We start from the raw sequence: 14,773 nt of genomic DNA on the forward strand, positions 1-14,773 counted from the left end.
TTATCTGTTGATGAAGCCTTTGTAACTGCGCTTAATCAGCTGGCTTTCAATCTGCTTCATCGTATCCAGAGCAACACCGACAACGATCAGGAGGCCTGTGCCGCCAATCTGAATGGTCTGAGGCAGATCCATAATATTAATGAAAAATACAGGAATAATTGAAATCGCGGTTAAAAACATCGCCCCGACAAACGTTAAACGGTACAAAATCCGGCGGATATAGGTGTCCGTCGTTTTTCCCGGCCTGATACCAGGAATGTAGCCGCCTTGTTTTTTCAGGTTTTCTGCCATTTGCTCCGGATTCACCTGTACGAACGTATAGAAATACGTAAAGCCGATAATCAGAGCCGCGTATACCACCATTCCGAATGGCTGGGTATAATCGAAATTTTGAATAATCCAGCGTGCAATTGGATTATCCTCTCCGATAAAACCGGCGATGGTCGGCGGAAAGATAAACAGTGACAACGCGAAGATAACTGGGATAACCCCTGCGGAGTTAACTTTCAAAGGAAGATGGGTGGACTGTCCGCCCGCTCTGCCTCCGCCGGTTAAACGCTTTGCGTACTGAATTGGAACTTTCCGGAGAGCCTGCTGCACGTAGATGACACCAACAACAATTAATAATACTGCCAGTAACAGTATTAAGATCGTAACTATTCCCATGAACAACTGGTCATCAGAATCTTGAATCTGAGTTGCATATATCTGGTTGATCCCGCTTGGAATCCCGGCTGCGATACCTGCAAAGATCATAATCGAAATACCGTTTCCGACTCCTTTTACGGTTATCTGCTCACCTAACCACATTAAAAAGGCTGTACCTGCAGTCATTACCAGCGCAATAAAAATGTATTTTGGAATGCTTGGATCCGGGATAAGCCCAGGAAACAGGTTATTAAACCCGATGGACATTCCAAGCCCCTGAATGAATGCAAGTATCACCGTAAAATAACGAGTGAATTGCGCGAGTTTCCTTCTTCCGGCTTCTCCTTGTTTGGACCATTCGGTAAACTTTGGCACGACATCCATCCGCAGTAATTGTACAACGATGGATGCTGTGATGTAGGGCATTACCCCCATCGCAAAGATGGAATAATTGGAGAGTGCCCCTCCCCCGAATGTGTTCAGAAAACCAAAGGCGTTCGCCTGGTCCTGAAAATTAAGCACATCGCGGTTGGAGCCCGGTACTGGGATGAAGCTTCCAATTCTGAATACAACTAGCATGAGAAGAGTGAAAAAGATTTTATTTCTTAAATCACTTACGCGAAAAATATTGGAAATCGCGCGGAACATTAGATCACCTCTGTTTTTCCGCCGGCCGCTTCAATCGCTTTTGCAGCGGAAGCAGAGAACTTGTTCGCTTTCACATTAAGCTTTTTTTCCAGTTTTCCATTACCGAGAATTTTTACCCCATCGTTCGCTTTGCTGATAACTCCTTTTTCTATAAGAAGCTCAGGAGTTACTTCTGTTTCTGCATCAAAGCGGTTCAGGGTTTCCACGTTAACAACTGTGTATTCTTTTCGGGTCGGGTTTGTGAAACCACGCTTTGGAAGACGCTTGTAGATCGGATTCTGGCCGCCTTCAAAACCTGGGCGCACACCGCCGCCGGAACGGGATTTCTGCCCCTTCTGACCGCGTCCGGATGTTTTACCATTGCCCGAAGCTGGTCCGCGTCCTACACGATTGCGTGTTTTTGTGGATCCAAATGCAGGCTTCAACTCGTGAAGTTTCATGCTGACACCTCCCTATCACGTTGAGATTGTTTATTTATCAAGTTCTTTTACTGTCAACAAATGAGATACTTTATTGATCATTCCGCGAATAGCGGCATTATCTTCTTTCACCACGGTGTGGTTGACCTTGCGAAGTCCGAGTGTGTTAACTGTAACACGCTGGTCCTGCGGACGGCCAATCAGGCTGCGGCTGAGGGTGATTTCAACTTGCTTTGCCATATCGTTTCCCTCCTTATCCTAACAATTCTTCCACGCTTTTACCACGCAGTTTGGCAACTTCTTCAGCGGTCTTGAGCTCAGTCAAGCCTTGTATAGTAGCGCGAACCATGTTAATCGGGTTGTTGGACCCGAGAGACTTGGAGAGAATATCATTAACTCCGGATAGTTCGAGAACCGCACGAACCGGTCCGCCTGCAATAACCCCTGTACCTTCAGATGCAGGCTTCAAAAGCACGCTTCCTGCACCATACTGGCCTGTGATCAGGTGAGGGATCGTTGTACCGACGATTGGAACTTCGATCAAGTTTTTCTTTGCACTTTCCACACCTTTGCGGATTGCTTCAGGTACTTCCAATGCTTTACCCATTCCAAATCCGACGTGGCCATTGCGGTCGCCTACCACAACGAGTGCAGCAAAGCGGAAACGACGTCCACCTTTAACAACCTTGGATACACGATTAATGGTTACTACTCTTTCTTCCAATTCAAGCTTGCTAGAATCAATTTGCATTCTTTTCCCTCCTTACACCTTAAAATTTCAATCCGTTTTCACGAGCTGCTTCAGCCAGTGCTTCCACACGCCCGTGATAAATAAATCCGCCGCGGTCAAATACCACGTTGTCGACACCTTTATCTGATGCACGCTTTGCGATAAGCTCGCCAACCTGCTTTGCAGCTTCTTTATTTCCGCCGTTCTCTGCATTCAGCTCTTTATCCATTGTAGAAGCAGCAACAATTGTTTCTCCTTTTACATCATCGATCAGTTGAGCATAAATGTGCTTGGAAGAACGGAATACGTTTAAACGCGGACGCTCGGAAGTGCCCTTGATTTTCTGGCGGATGCTTTTGTGACGCTTTTTCCGTGTCGCGTATTTCGTAGATTTAGTGATCATGGAACGCTCCTCCTTTCGTAAGCCTTACCGTGAAACGTTACTTACCAGTCTTACCTTCTTTACGGCGCACATATTCGCCTTCATAACGAATTCCTTTACCTTTATAAGGTTCAGGTCTGCGTACGGAACGAATATTTGAAGCAATAGCACCAACGCGCTCTTTATCAATACCTTTTATGATAACTTTTGTGTTGGACGGAACATCGATTTCGATGCCTTCCTCCGGTACGATCTCTACCGGATGAGAGTACCCGACGTTAAGAACCAACTTGTTTCCTGCCTTGTTTGCACGGTAACCGACACCGACAAGCTCAAGACTCTTTTCAAAACCTTTAGTTACGCCTTCGACCATATTGTTTACAATGCTTCGTGTCGTTCCGTGCAGGGAACGGTGTTCTTTGTGGTCAGACGGGCGTTCAAAAGTAACTTCTTCCTCGCCGACGTTTACAGTGATGTCCTGATGAAGCTCACGGCTGAGCTCACCTTTTGGACCTTTCACAGTTACCTTGTTTCCGTCGAGAGTGACAGTTACGTCCTTTGAAAGCTCAATAGGTTTCAAACCAATACGTGACATACCTTACACCTCCGTTCATACCCTTTTAGATTACCAGACGTAAGCGAGTACTTCTCCGCCTACCTGCTGCTTGCGTGCTTCTTTATCTGTCATTACACCATTGGAAGTTGAAATTACTGCAATACCAAGTCCGCCAAGTACGCGCGGCACTTCGTCAGCCTTAGCATATACGCGCAGTCCTGGTTTGCTGATTCTTTTCAGCCCAGTAATTACACGTTGATTTTCTACTCCGTACTTTAGGAAAATACGGATGATACCTTGTTTTTTATCGTCGATATATTCAACGTCACGGACGAAACCTTCTTTTTTAAGGATGTCAGCAACCTCTTTTTTAAGATTGGAAGCAGGAAGTTCCAGCTTCTCGTGACGGACGGTGTTCGCATTGCGAATACGAGTCAGCATATCTGCGATTGGATCTGTCATGACCATCTCGTTTTACCTCCTTCCCTGTATCGGGTTTACCAGCTGGCTTTTTTAACGCCTGGAATTTGTCCTTTGTATGCAAGTTCGCGGAAGCAAATCCGGCAAAGTTTAAATTTACGGATGACGGAATGAGGACGCCCGCAACGTTCACAACGAGTGTACTCGCGCACTTTGAACTTTTGGGGACGCTGCTGTTTGGCTACCATAGATTTTTTTGCCAAGGTCCGTATTCCCTCCTTTAATTGTTTTATCGTTTATTTTTGAAACGGCATACCCATCTGTGTGAGCAGTTCGCGTGACTCTTCATCTGTGCTGGCAGTCGTTACGATTACGATATCCATACCACGCACTTTATCGACTTTATCATATTCAATTTCCGGGAAGATCAGCTGTTCACGAACCCCGAGTGTATAGTTCCCACGGCCGTCAAATGCTTTGTTGGAAACCCCGCGGAAGTCGCGGACACGCGGTAATGAGACGTTAACGAGCTTTTCGAGGAAATCATACATACGCTCGCCGCGAAGTGTAACCTTTGCACCGATCGGCATTCCTTCGCGAAGCTTAAATCCGGCAATAGATTTCTTAGCTTTTGTAATCAGCGGCTTTTGACCGGAGATTTCGGCAAGCTCCTCTACTGCTTTATCCAGGGCTTTAGGGTTCTGTACAGCATCGCCCACACCCATGTTAATAACGATTTTTTCAACTTTTGGTACTCCCATAACGGAAGAGTATTCAAATTTCTTGTGCAGATGAGGCACAATATCATTGTTGTATCTTTCTTTTAGAGCGTTCATTCGGTTGACCTCCTTTCATCAACTGACTTAATTATCAAGAGGCTCGCCGGACTTTTTGGCGATGCGCACTTTTTTACCATCCTCTATCTTATAACCTACTCGGGTAGGTTCTCCGCTCTTCGGATCCAGAGGCATTACGTTTGATACGTGAATGGCTGCTTCCTGGTCAAGGATTCCGCCTTGAGGATTGTCCTGGGAAGGTTTCGCATGTTTTTTCACGATATTAACTCCTTCAACCAATACACGCTCACGGGAAGGGAATGCCTGAAGAATTACACCTTCTTTTCCTTTATCCTTACCAGAAATAACTTTTACTTTATCGCCCTTTTTCACGTGGAGTTTAGATTGTGACATCATTGCACCTCCTTAGCAAGGCAAGTTCAACTTCCGTTTTATATTAGAGCACCTCTGGTGCCAGTGATACGATTTTCATGTACTGCTCATCACGAAGCTCTCGAGCGACCGGGCCGAAAATACGAGTTCCGCGTGGGCTTTTGTCCGGACGGACAATAACAGCTGCATTTTCGTCAAAGCGGATGTAAGATCCGTCCTGGCGGCGCGCACCGCTTTTAGAACGAACAATAACTGCTCTTACAACTTCACCTTTCTTGACAACGCCACCTGGTGTTGCTTGCTTGACAGAACATACGATCATGTCCCCTACATTTGCAGTCTTGCGGCCGGAGCCTCCAAGAACTTTAATGCACAGCACTTCGCGGGCACCAGAGTTATCGGCAACTTTCAGACGACTCTCTTGTTGAATCATGGATTACGTAACCTCCCTTCTTCGACGAAAGAAATTAGATGATAACTGCTTCTTCTACGACTTCTATAAGACGGAATCGTTTATCTTTTGAAAGCGGGCGTGTTTCCATGATCTTTACTACATCGCCTTTTTTAGCGACATTTTCTTCATCATGTGCTTTGAACTTTTTAGAGTATCTTACGCGCTTTCCATAAAGCGAATCCTTTTTGTAAGTTTCTACAACCACCGTGATTGTTTTATCCATTTTGTCGGAAACAACACGGCCTGTGTATACTTTACGCTGATTGCGTTCAGCCATAGTCTGCCGAACCTCCTCTCCGTTTTTAGCCTTTATTAATACCGAGTTCACGTTCACGCAAAACGGTTTTGGCACGGGCGATATCCTTGCGAACAATGCGGACGCGGCCAGGGTTATCCAATTGACCTGTCGCCAGCTGAAAGCGCAGATTGAAAAGCTCTTCTTTTAACGACTTCGTCTTTTCTTCAACTTCTGTTGTGGTCAAGTTTCTGAATTCATTAGCTTTCACTTGCTTCACCACCTATTTCTTCACGTTTCACAAATTTCGTTTTGATTGGAAGCTTGTGAGACGCGAGCCTAAGTGCTTCACGAGCAACTTCCTCGTTTACACCTGCAATTTCAAACATGATCTTTCCGGGTTTAACTACTGCCACCCAGCCTTCAGGAGCACCTTTACCGGAACCCATCCGAACTTCAAGAGGTTTTGCTGTATATGGCTTATCAGGGAAGATTTTAATCCATACCTTACCGCCACGTTTCATATAACGGGTCATCGCAATACGGGCAGATTCGATCTGACGGTTAGTGATCCAGGAAGCTTCAAGAGCCTGCAGACCATATTCACCAAAAGATACTTCAGTTCCGCCTTTCGCGCGGCCTTTCATTCTTCCGCGGTGTTCACGGCGATATTTTACGCGTTTTGGCAACAACATGATTAATTTCCTCCTTCCTTTTTGTCTGAACCTTTCGCAGGAAGGACTTCTCCACGGTAAATCCAGATTTTGACACCGATTTTACCGTATGTTGTGTCAGCTTCTGCCGTACCGTAATCAATGTCGGCACGCAGTGTGTGGAGTGGTACCGTTCCTTCACTATAGCTTTCTGAGCGGGCGATGTCGGCTCCGCCAAGACGACCGGACACTTCTGTTCTGATCCCTTTAGCGCCAGCACGCATCGTGCGCTGGATAGATTGTTTCATAGCACGGCGGAAGGAAATACGATTTTCAAGCTGGCGCGCGATATTATCTGCCACAAGACGTGCATCGATATCTGCCTGCTTTACTTCCGCAATGTTAATGTGAACTCTCTTGCCTGTGAGTGCGTTCAATGCCTTACGCAATGCCTCTACTTCAGAGCCGCCTTTACCGATTACCATTCCTGGCTTGGCAGTGTGGATCGTGATATTGACGCGCTTAGCTGCACGTTCAATTTCTACTCTGGAGACAGATGCGTCTTTGAGCCGAGTTTCAATATACTCACGAATTTTCACATCTTCGTGAAGTAAGTTTGCATATTCCTTTTCAGCGTACCATTTGGAATCCCAGTCACGGATGACTCCAATACGAAATCCGATTGGATTAACTTTTTGACCCACGCATTATCCCTCCTTCTTTTCTGATACAACGATTGTAATGTGGCTTGTGCGCTTGTTGATTCTAGTAGCGCGGCCCATTGCACGTGGACGGAAACGTTTCAGAGTAATTCCTTCATCAACATATCCTTCGCTGATGAAAAGATTCTCCGGTTCCATTTCATAGTTGTGCTCCGCATTTGCAACGGCAGAGTTGAGCACCTTTTCAATAATCGGTGAAGCTGCTTTTGGTGTGTTTTTCAAAATACCAATTGCCTCGCCGATGTCCTTGCCCCGGACGAGGTCCATAACTAATCGTGCTTTACGAGGGGCAATGCGAATTTGTTTAGCAACTGCTTTAGCTTGCATTTAGAGAACCTCCCCTCTATTTATCGTTTTGTTTTCTTATCATCGTTCTTATGGCCTCTGAATGTTCTGGAAGGCGCGAATTCACCGAGTTTGTGGCCGACCATATCTTCAGAAACGTAAACTGGCACGTGCTTGCGTCCGTCGTAGACTGCAATAGTGTGTCCTACAAAGTCAGGGAAGATCGTCGAACGGCGTGACCAGGTTTTAATTACTTTCTTATCGTTTGTTTCATTTAAAGCGTCCACTTTTGTCATCAAGTGGTCATCGACAAAAGGTCCTTTTTTCAAGCTGCGACCCATAAGGAATCCTCCTTTCGTGATTGCGCTGCGATTCCGCAGAACCGCAGATCAGCAATCCCGTTATTTTTTACGGCGGCGTACAATATATTTATCCGTGTCTTTGTTCTTCTTGCGGGTTTTGTAACCAACAGCAGGCACACCCCAAGGGGATACTGGTGCCACTCTTCCGATAGGCGCGCGTCCTTCCCCGCCGCCATGCGGGTGATCGCTTGGGTTCATTGCAGAACCGCGGACGACTGGGCGCTTGCCTAACCAGCGGGAGCGTCCGGCCTTACCAATGGTAATAAGTTCATGTTCAAGGTTACCAACCTGGCCGACTGTTGCGCGGCACGTTGCGAGAATCAGGCGTGTTTCTCCGGATCTCAGACGTACGAGCACATATTTGCCTTCTTTACCAAGCACTTGAGCGCTGGCACCTGCAGAACGGACCAATTGTCCTCCGCGTCCAGGCTTTAACTCGATATTGTGGATGATTGTACCTACCGGGATGTTTGTTAATGGCAGAGCATTACCGGTTTTGATATCTGCGTCCGGTCCCGAAACAATCTCCTGGCCGACTTTCAGACCTTTAGGAGCAAGAATATAACGCTTTTCACCATCTACATAATGAATCAGTGCAATATTAGCAGAACGGTTCGGGTCATATTCGACTGTAGCGACTTTACCCGGTACTCCGTCCTTATCTCTTCTGAAGTCGATAACACGATACTGGCGCTTGTGTCCGCCGCCCTGGTGGCGCACGGTGATGCGTCCCTGGTTGTTACGGCCGCCTTTTTTGTGTACCGGCTCAAGCAGTGATTTTTCTGGCTTGTCAGTAGTGATTTCATTAAAATCATTAACAGACATGAAACGGCGACCATTCGTGGTCGGTTTATATTTCTTAATAGGCATTTTGATTTCCCTCCTTCACTGTTGGATTATACGCCTTCGAAGAATTCCAGCTCCTGGCTGTCTTCCGTAAGTGTTACAATCGCTTTTTTGCGATTTGGCTTATATCCGGAATGACGGCCGAAACGGCGGAATTTTCCCTTTTTGTTCAGCGTGTTAACATTATCTACTTTGACATCGAAAATTTCTTCGACTGCCTGTTTAATCTGGGTTTTGTTTGCTTTCACGTCTACTTCAAACGTATATTTCTTCTCACCCATGAGTTCGGCAGAAAGTTCTGTAATGACGGGGCGCTTGATCACATCACGTGCGTTCATTATGCGAGCACCTCCTCTACCTTCTCCACTGCATCTTTGGTAATCACGAGCTTATCGTGTTTGAGTACATCAAGCACATTAAGCTGATCAGCAGTCATGAAGGTGACTCCTTGTAAATTTCTTGAAGAATAATCAACCTGTTCATTATAGTCTGCAGTAACGACCAGTGCTTTCTGATCAACAGAAAGACCGGAAAGAATCTGTTTCATTTCTTTCGTTTTTGGTGCATCGAGCTGAAGGTTTTCTACAACTACGATACCCTCACTGTTCGCCTTTGTGGAAAGCGCAGATTTGATTGCAAGACGGCGCACCTTTTTCGGCAGTTTATAGCTGTAACTGCGCGGTGTCGGGCCGAATACTATTCCACCGCCGACCCATTGCGGGGCACGGATAGTACCTTGACGTGCGCGGCCGGTGCCTTTTTGGCGCCATGGCTTACGCCCGCCTCCTCTTCTCTCAGAACGGTTTTTCACCTTGTGTGTCCCCTGACGAAGAGATGCCTGCTGCATAAGAACGGCATCGTGGAGAACATGCTCATTAGGTTCTACACCGAAAATTGCGTCAGCAAGCTCGATGTCGCCTACCTTTGAGCCAGTCTGATTTAACAATGCTACTTTAGGCATGATGGAGCCTCCTTTCTTTAACGTTTTATTTTACTGTTTTAACCGCACTTTGAACGGATACATAGCTTTTCTTCGCGCCAGGTACGTTTCCTTTAACGAGAAGAAGGTTACGCTCTGCATCTACTTTTACGATCTCAAGGTTTTGTACAGTTACTGTCTTACCACCCATACGTCCTGGAAGCTTTTTCCCTTTCAGTACGTGGTTCGGGTCAACCGGACCCATCGCACCTGGACGGCGGTGATAGCGGGAACCGTGGCTCATTGGTCCGCGGGATTGATTGTGACGCTTGATCGCGCCCTGAAATCCTTTCCCTTTTGAAGTACCGCTGACATCCACAATATCTCCTTCAGCAAATGCATCTACTTTGACTTCCTGACCAACTTCGTAATCTGCAACAGCAATATCACGAATTTCTTTAACGTAGCGCTTGGGTGCTGCTTCAGCTTTAGCTGCGATCCCTTTTTCAGGTTTGTTGGCACGTGATTCTTTTTTGTCATAGAAACCAAGCTGAATTGCTTCATAGCCGTCAGATTCAACGTTCTTTGTCTGAAGCACTACATTCGGCTCAGCTTCAATGACTGTGACCGGAAGAAGTTCACCATTTTCACTGAACAACTGGGTCATGCCGAGTTTTCTTCCCAAGATTCCTTTGGTCATCAGTCACACCTCCTAAATATTTAATAAATTTTAGTTTTATTTCTGAATCTCTTAAAGTTTGATTTCAATGTCAACACCGGATGGCAGATCTAAACGCATAAGCGCATCCACTGTTTGCGGTGTTGGACTGACGATGTCAATCAGACGCTTATGTGTACGCATTTCAAACTGCTCACGAGCATCCTTGTACTTGTGTGTCGCACGAAGCACCGTGTATACGGATTTATCCGTTGGGAGCGGGATTGGTCCGGAAACTCCTGCACCGGATCGTTTCGCTGTATCCACGATTTTCTCTGCAGACTGGTCAAGCACGCGGTGATCATAAGCTTTTAAACGAATGCGAATCTTTTCTTTTGCCATGTAAATTCCTCCTTTTCGCCCGAATTTGTACAGACATACTCCGTGAAAATTCTCCCTCACCCGCCCATGGCAAAGGGCCCGGGTGTGTCGGCAACCTTTCACATCATCGCTGTATCCATGTCCAGAGTAAGGGGGAGTAGTTATCCGCCCAAATCTATCGTCCATGGTCACACTTTTACTATTATAAAGATTGTGCCTATCAAATGCAAGTTTTTTTTGAAATTAATCTTGGCTTTTTCGTATAATCTTTAAACGTTTGGAATTCTGGAGATAGATTGATCGGCGGGAATTTGTATTTGATCAGCGATCTTTCGAGTTTTATCAGCGAAAAATTCGATATTATGAGCGATTTTCTCAAAATCATCAGCGGAAATTTTCTTTTGATCAGCGATTATCTTGATATCATCGGCGAAACGCTCGGCTGTATATAGACATCGACTCAATAGCTCCTTATATATAGGAAGAAATGTGACATGAAGGGTGGTGCGGAGAGTAGATCAGCAGCTTTTAAGTCTTTGGGCGGGGATTTTGGAAATAGAGTATGTTTGGCAATATAGGGACATTATCAATTTGATTTTTTACATAGGGTGATTCAGCGAAAATTTGTATTTGATCAGCGATTTTTCGAGTTTTATCAGCGAAAAATTCGATATTATGAGCGCTTTTTTCAATATCATCAGCGGAAATTTTCTTTTGATCAGCGATTATCTTGATATCATCGGCGAAACTCAGGATAATCTACTGACTCGGGATAATCTACTGGTTGCTCGAACTCATATAAAAAGCCTCCGATCAGATACGACCGGAGGCTTTTCCACTACCAAAGATTTACTTGTCGATTACAGAAACAACGCCGGCGCCTACAGTACGTCCACCCTCACGGATAGAGAACTTCGTGCCGTCTTCGATCGCGATAGGAGCGATCAATTCAACTGTCATTTCTACGTTATCGCCAGGCATTACCATTTCCACACCTTCTGGAAGCTGGATGATACCAGTAACATCAGTTGTACGGAAATAGAATTGTGGGCGATAGTTAGAGAAGAATGGAGTATGACGTCCACCTTCTTCTTTTGAAAGAACATAAACTTCTGCTTTGAAGTTCGTGTGCGGAGTGATCGTTCCCGGCTTAGCCAGAACCTGTCCGCGCTTGATGTCATCACGGCCTACACCACGAAGAAGTGCACCGATGTTGTCCCCAGCTTCAGCGTAGTCAAGAAGCTTACGGAACATTTCTACACCTGTTACAGTTGTCTTCTTCGCCTGCTCATCGATACCGATGATTTCAATTTCATCTCCAACGTTAAGAACTCCACGCTCAACACGGCCAGTTGCTACAGTACCACGGCCAGTGATAGAGAATACGTCCTCAACAGGCATCATGAAAGGCTTGTCTTTGTCACGCTCAGGAGTTGGGATATAGCTGTCCACTGCCTCCATGAGTTCAAAGATTGCATTTTCATACTTCTCGTCACCTTCAAGAGCTTTAAGCGCAGAGCCTTGAACGACTGGAATATCGTCCCCAGGGAAATCGTACTCAGAAAGAAGGTCGCGAACTTCCATTTCAACAAGTTCAAGCAGTTCTTCGTCGTCAACCATGTCGCACTTGTTCATGAATACAACGATGGAAGGTACACCAACCTGACGGGAAAGCAGGATGTGCTCACGAGTCTGTGGCATTGGGCCGTCAGCAGCGGATACTACGAGAATAGCTCCGTCCATCTGTGCAGCACCTGTAATCATGTTCTTAACATAGTCAGCGTGTCCTGGGCAGTCTACGTGTGCATAGTGACGGGAATCAGTTTCATACTCCACGTGTGCAGTAGAAATCGTGATACCGCGCTCGCGCTCTTCCGGAGCACCGTCGATTGCGTCATATGCCATTGCCGTACCTTTACCAGACTTCTTATGAAGTACAGTAGTGATAGCAGCAGTCAAAGTAGTTTTACCATGGTCAACGTGGCCGATTGTGCCGATGTTGGCATGCGTTTTGGAACGATCAAACTTTTCTTTAGCCATTATGATTTCCTCCTTTAATAAACAGGTAAATTATATGAAAGCCAGAAAGGGGAACCCTTTACAAGTCCGCCTTCCTTAGCTTACAACAAAATAATTTAGCAAACAATCACTTAAATATAGATTATTGTCCGCTGTTTTTCTTGATAATTTCTTCTGACACACTCTTTGGAACTTCTTCATAATGATCGAAGAACATAGAGTATGTGCCGCGTCCTTGTGTGTTTGAGCGGAGGTTTGTCGCATAACCGAACATTTCAGCAAGCGGGACAAATGCCCGGATTACTTGAGAGTTACCGCGTGCTTCCATTCCGTCTACACGTCCACGGCGGGAAGTTACATCCCCCATAACGTCGCCCATGTATTCTTCTGGTACGACAATTTCTACTTTCATGAGCGGCTCAAGAAGAACTGGCTGACAAGCTGTCTTTGCCTTCTTCAAGGCCATCGATGCCGCCACTTTAAATGCCATCTCGTTTGAGTCGACATCATGGTATGAACCATCATACAGAGTAGCTTTTACATCAATTAATGGATAGCCTGCTAGCAGACCATTCTGCATGGATTCTTCAATACCGTTTTGAACGGATGGAATGTATTCACGCGGAACAACCCCGCCGACAATTTTGTTTACGAATTCGAAGCCTGCTCCTTCTTCGTTCGGTTCGAATTCAATCCACACGTGGCCAAATTGTCCGCGTCCTCCGGATTGGCGTACGAATTTACCTTCGCACTTACCGGCGGCACGAATGGTTTCACGATAGGATACCTGCGGCGCTCCTACAGTAGCTTCCACTTTGAATTCACGTTTCATACGGTCAACAATGATATCGAGGTGAAGTTCACCCATTCCCTTGATGATCGTCTGACCCGTTTCTTCATCGGTTTCCGTCTGGAAGGTTGGATCCTCTTCTGCAAGTTTACCAAGTGCAATACCCATTTTATCCTGGTCTGCTTTGGATTTAGGCTCTACAGATAGGGAAATAACCGGTTCAGGGAAATCCATGGATTCGAGGATTACTCTGTTTTTGTCGTCACAGAGAGTGTCCCCTGTCGTTGTATCTTTCAAACCTACACCCGCTGCAATATCTCCTGAATACACAGTCGATATTTCTTCACGGGAGTTAGCGTGCATCTGCAGGATCCGCCCTACACGTTCTCTTTTGTCTTTAGTGGAATTACGGACATAAGAACCGGAGTCGAGCTTGCCTGAGTAGACACGGAAGAAAGTAAGCTTACCGACGTAAGGGTCCGTTGCCACTTTAAAAGCAAGGGCGGAAAACGGTCCGTTATCGTCCGGTCTGCGTTCTACTTCTTCTTCACTGTCTGGAAGAATACCTTTAATTGGAGGTACATCCAGTGGAGACGGAAGATAATCGAGCACAGCGTCAATCATCAGCTGGACACCTTTGTTTTTAAACGCAGAGCCGCAGAGCACTGGATAAAATTCAATGTTTAGTGTCGCCTGGCGAATAGCTTTTTTCAATTCAGCTGTTTCGATTTCTTCACCTTCAAGATACTTCATCATAAGATCCTCATCAAAATCAGCAACTGATTCTACGAGCTTCTCACGATATTCATCTGCCTGTGCCTTATACTCTTCAGGAATTTCACGGGCTTCAGAACGGGTACCGAGATCATCCAGGTAGTAAAAAGCCTGCATTTCAACTAGATCAATGATTCCTTCAAAATCGTCTTCTGCACCAATCGGCAGCTGTACGGCCTGGGCATTAGCTCCGAGGCGGTCACGGAGAGTTCCAAGAGAATAAATGAAATCTGCTCCGATTTTGTCCATCTTATTGACGAAGACGATACGAGGAACGTGATACGTTGTCGCCTGACGCCATACCGTTTCTGTCTGAGGCTCTACCCCGGACTGTGCATCCAGCACTGCTACAGCACCGTCAAGTACACGAAGCGAACGTTCTACTTCAACGGTAAAATCGACGTGTCCCGGCGTATCAATAATATTAATGCGATGTTCTTTCCAGCGGGCAGTAGTGGCAGCGGAAGTAATAGTGATTCCGCGTTCCTGCTCCTGCGCCATCCAGTCCATCTGAGATGCGCCCTCATGAGTTTCACCGATCTTATGAATACGGCCGGTGTAATAAAGGACACGTTCAGTCGCAGTAGTCTTACCGGCATCAATGTGTGCCATGATACCGATATTACGAGTTTTTTCTAAGGAGAATTCTCGTGCCATGGACTTTCTTTCTCCTTTCTTCTATTCCTGTATAATTATTTGTTTT

At 45.9% G+C, this 14,773-nt stretch carries 25 protein-coding genes; all 25 read right to left on the reverse strand.

What is annotated here, in order from left to right; all coding sequences use genetic code 11:
- Complete coding sequence (gene secY, locus ACE4RR_RS14175) at positions 1-1,296, reverse strand: preprotein translocase subunit SecY (protein WP_375536082.1); 1,296 nt, start codon at positions 1,294-1,296, stop codon at positions 1-3.
- Positions 1,296-1,736, reverse strand: coding sequence for a 50S ribosomal protein L15 (rplO, locus tag ACE4RR_RS14180; protein ID WP_375536083.1), 441 nt, complete (start codon positions 1,734-1,736; stop codon positions 1,296-1,298). The genes secY and rplO overlap by 1 nt, the downstream gene beginning before the upstream one ends.
- Before the next feature lie 30 nt (positions 1,737-1,766).
- On the reverse strand, positions 1,767-1,955 hold the full coding sequence (gene rpmD / locus ACE4RR_RS14185) for a 50S ribosomal protein L30 (protein WP_375536084.1): 189 nt from the start codon (positions 1,953-1,955) through the stop codon (positions 1,767-1,769).
- 13 nt (positions 1,956-1,968) lie between these two features.
- Positions 1,969-2,466 (reverse strand): 30S ribosomal protein S5, encoded by a 498-nt coding sequence (gene rpsE / locus ACE4RR_RS14190; RefSeq protein ID WP_375536085.1) that lies wholly within the window; start codon positions 2,464-2,466, stop codon positions 1,969-1,971.
- 19 nt (positions 2,467-2,485) lie between these two features.
- Positions 2,486-2,848 carry a 50S ribosomal protein L18 gene (gene rplR / locus ACE4RR_RS14195; protein WP_375536086.1) on the reverse strand — a complete coding sequence of 121 codons (363 nt, stop codon included), beginning with the start codon at positions 2,846-2,848 and terminating at the stop codon, positions 2,486-2,488.
- 37 nt (positions 2,849-2,885) lie between these two features.
- A complete protein-coding gene (gene rplF / locus ACE4RR_RS14200) occupies positions 2,886-3,422 on the reverse strand; it encodes a 50S ribosomal protein L6 (protein ID WP_375536087.1) in 537 nt (178 codons plus the stop codon).
- A 30-nt stretch (positions 3,423-3,452) separates the two neighbouring features.
- A complete protein-coding gene (gene rpsH, locus ACE4RR_RS14205) occupies positions 3,453-3,851 on the reverse strand; it encodes a 30S ribosomal protein S8 (RefSeq protein ID WP_375536088.1) in 399 nt (132 codons plus the stop codon).
- A gap of 29 nt (positions 3,852-3,880) precedes the next feature.
- Positions 3,881-4,066: a type Z 30S ribosomal protein S14 gene (locus tag ACE4RR_RS14210; RefSeq protein WP_018924659.1), complete on the reverse strand. Its 186-nt coding sequence runs from the start codon at positions 4,064-4,066 to the stop codon at positions 3,881-3,883.
- Between the two features lie 33 nt (positions 4,067-4,099).
- Entirely contained in the window at positions 4,100-4,639 is a 540-nt protein-coding gene (gene rplE / locus ACE4RR_RS14215; RefSeq protein WP_375536089.1) for a 50S ribosomal protein L5, read from the reverse strand.
- Positions 4,640-4,666: 27 nt separating this feature from the next.
- Entirely contained in the window at positions 4,667-4,993 is a 327-nt protein-coding gene (gene rplX, locus ACE4RR_RS14220; RefSeq protein ID WP_375536090.1) for a 50S ribosomal protein L24, read from the reverse strand.
- A 43-nt stretch (positions 4,994-5,036) separates the two neighbouring features.
- Positions 5,037-5,405, reverse strand: coding sequence for a 50S ribosomal protein L14 (gene rplN, locus ACE4RR_RS14225; RefSeq protein ID WP_375536091.1), 369 nt, complete (start codon positions 5,403-5,405; stop codon positions 5,037-5,039).
- A gap of 34 nt (positions 5,406-5,439) precedes the next feature.
- On the reverse strand, positions 5,440-5,703 hold the full coding sequence (rpsQ, locus tag ACE4RR_RS14230; RefSeq protein ID WP_375536092.1) for a 30S ribosomal protein S17: 264 nt from the start codon (positions 5,701-5,703) through the stop codon (positions 5,440-5,442).
- A gap of 25 nt (positions 5,704-5,728) precedes the next feature.
- Entirely contained in the window at positions 5,729-5,932 is a 204-nt protein-coding gene (gene rpmC, locus ACE4RR_RS14235; protein ID WP_375536093.1) for a 50S ribosomal protein L29, read from the reverse strand.
- Complete coding sequence (gene rplP, locus ACE4RR_RS14240; protein ID WP_375536094.1) at positions 5,922-6,356, reverse strand: 50S ribosomal protein L16; 435 nt, start codon at positions 6,354-6,356, stop codon at positions 5,922-5,924. Before rplP ends, rpmC begins: the two co-directional genes overlap by 11 nt.
- Positions 6,357-6,358: 2 nt before the next feature.
- On the reverse strand, positions 6,359-7,018 hold the full coding sequence (gene rpsC, locus ACE4RR_RS14245) for a 30S ribosomal protein S3 (protein ID WP_375536095.1): 660 nt from the start codon (positions 7,016-7,018) through the stop codon (positions 6,359-6,361).
- Between the two features lie 3 nt (positions 7,019-7,021).
- On the reverse strand, positions 7,022-7,363 hold the full coding sequence (rplV, locus tag ACE4RR_RS14250; RefSeq protein WP_375536096.1) for a 50S ribosomal protein L22: 342 nt from the start codon (positions 7,361-7,363) through the stop codon (positions 7,022-7,024).
- 20 nt (positions 7,364-7,383) lie between these two features.
- Entirely contained in the window at positions 7,384-7,662 is a 279-nt protein-coding gene (rpsS, locus tag ACE4RR_RS14255; protein ID WP_375536097.1) for a 30S ribosomal protein S19, read from the reverse strand.
- Between the two features lie 60 nt (positions 7,663-7,722).
- Positions 7,723-8,553 carry a 50S ribosomal protein L2 gene (rplB, locus tag ACE4RR_RS14260; protein ID WP_375536098.1) on the reverse strand — a complete coding sequence of 277 codons (831 nt, stop codon included), beginning with the start codon at positions 8,551-8,553 and terminating at the stop codon, positions 7,723-7,725.
- Between the two features lie 26 nt (positions 8,554-8,579).
- Positions 8,580-8,870, reverse strand: a complete 291-nt coding sequence (rplW, locus tag ACE4RR_RS14265; RefSeq protein ID WP_375536143.1) for a 50S ribosomal protein L23 — start codon at positions 8,868-8,870, stop codon at positions 8,580-8,582.
- On the reverse strand, positions 8,867-9,490 hold the full coding sequence (gene rplD, locus ACE4RR_RS14270; RefSeq protein ID WP_375536099.1) for a 50S ribosomal protein L4: 624 nt from the start codon (positions 9,488-9,490) through the stop codon (positions 8,867-8,869). The genes rplW and rplD overlap by 4 nt, the downstream gene beginning before the upstream one ends.
- Positions 9,491-9,515: 25 nt before the next feature.
- Positions 9,516-10,148, reverse strand: coding sequence for a 50S ribosomal protein L3 (rplC, locus tag ACE4RR_RS14275; RefSeq protein ID WP_375536100.1), 633 nt, complete (start codon positions 10,146-10,148; stop codon positions 9,516-9,518).
- 51 nt (positions 10,149-10,199) lie between these two features.
- A complete protein-coding gene (rpsJ, locus tag ACE4RR_RS14280; RefSeq protein WP_375536101.1) occupies positions 10,200-10,508 on the reverse strand; it encodes a 30S ribosomal protein S10 in 309 nt (102 codons plus the stop codon).
- 248 nt (positions 10,509-10,756) lie between these two features.
- Positions 10,757-10,951, reverse strand: a complete 195-nt coding sequence (locus ACE4RR_RS14285) for a hypothetical protein (RefSeq protein WP_375536102.1) — start codon at positions 10,949-10,951, stop codon at positions 10,757-10,759.
- 385 nt (positions 10,952-11,336) lie between these two features.
- The gene (tuf, locus tag ACE4RR_RS14290) at positions 11,337-12,527 is read right to left on the reverse strand and encodes an elongation factor Tu (protein ID WP_375536103.1); all 1,191 of its coding nucleotides are present in this window, start codon (positions 12,525-12,527) and stop codon (positions 11,337-11,339) included.
- A gap of 121 nt (positions 12,528-12,648) precedes the next feature.
- The gene (fusA, locus tag ACE4RR_RS14295) at positions 12,649-14,727 is read right to left on the reverse strand and encodes an elongation factor G (RefSeq protein WP_375536104.1); all 2,079 of its coding nucleotides are present in this window, start codon (positions 14,725-14,727) and stop codon (positions 12,649-12,651) included.
- Positions 14,728-14,773 lie beyond the last annotated feature (46 nt).

Source organism: Alteribacillus sp. HJP-4, assembly GCF_042139015.1.
Lineage (GTDB): Bacteria > Bacillota > Bacilli > Bacillales > Marinococcaceae > JBHIKY01.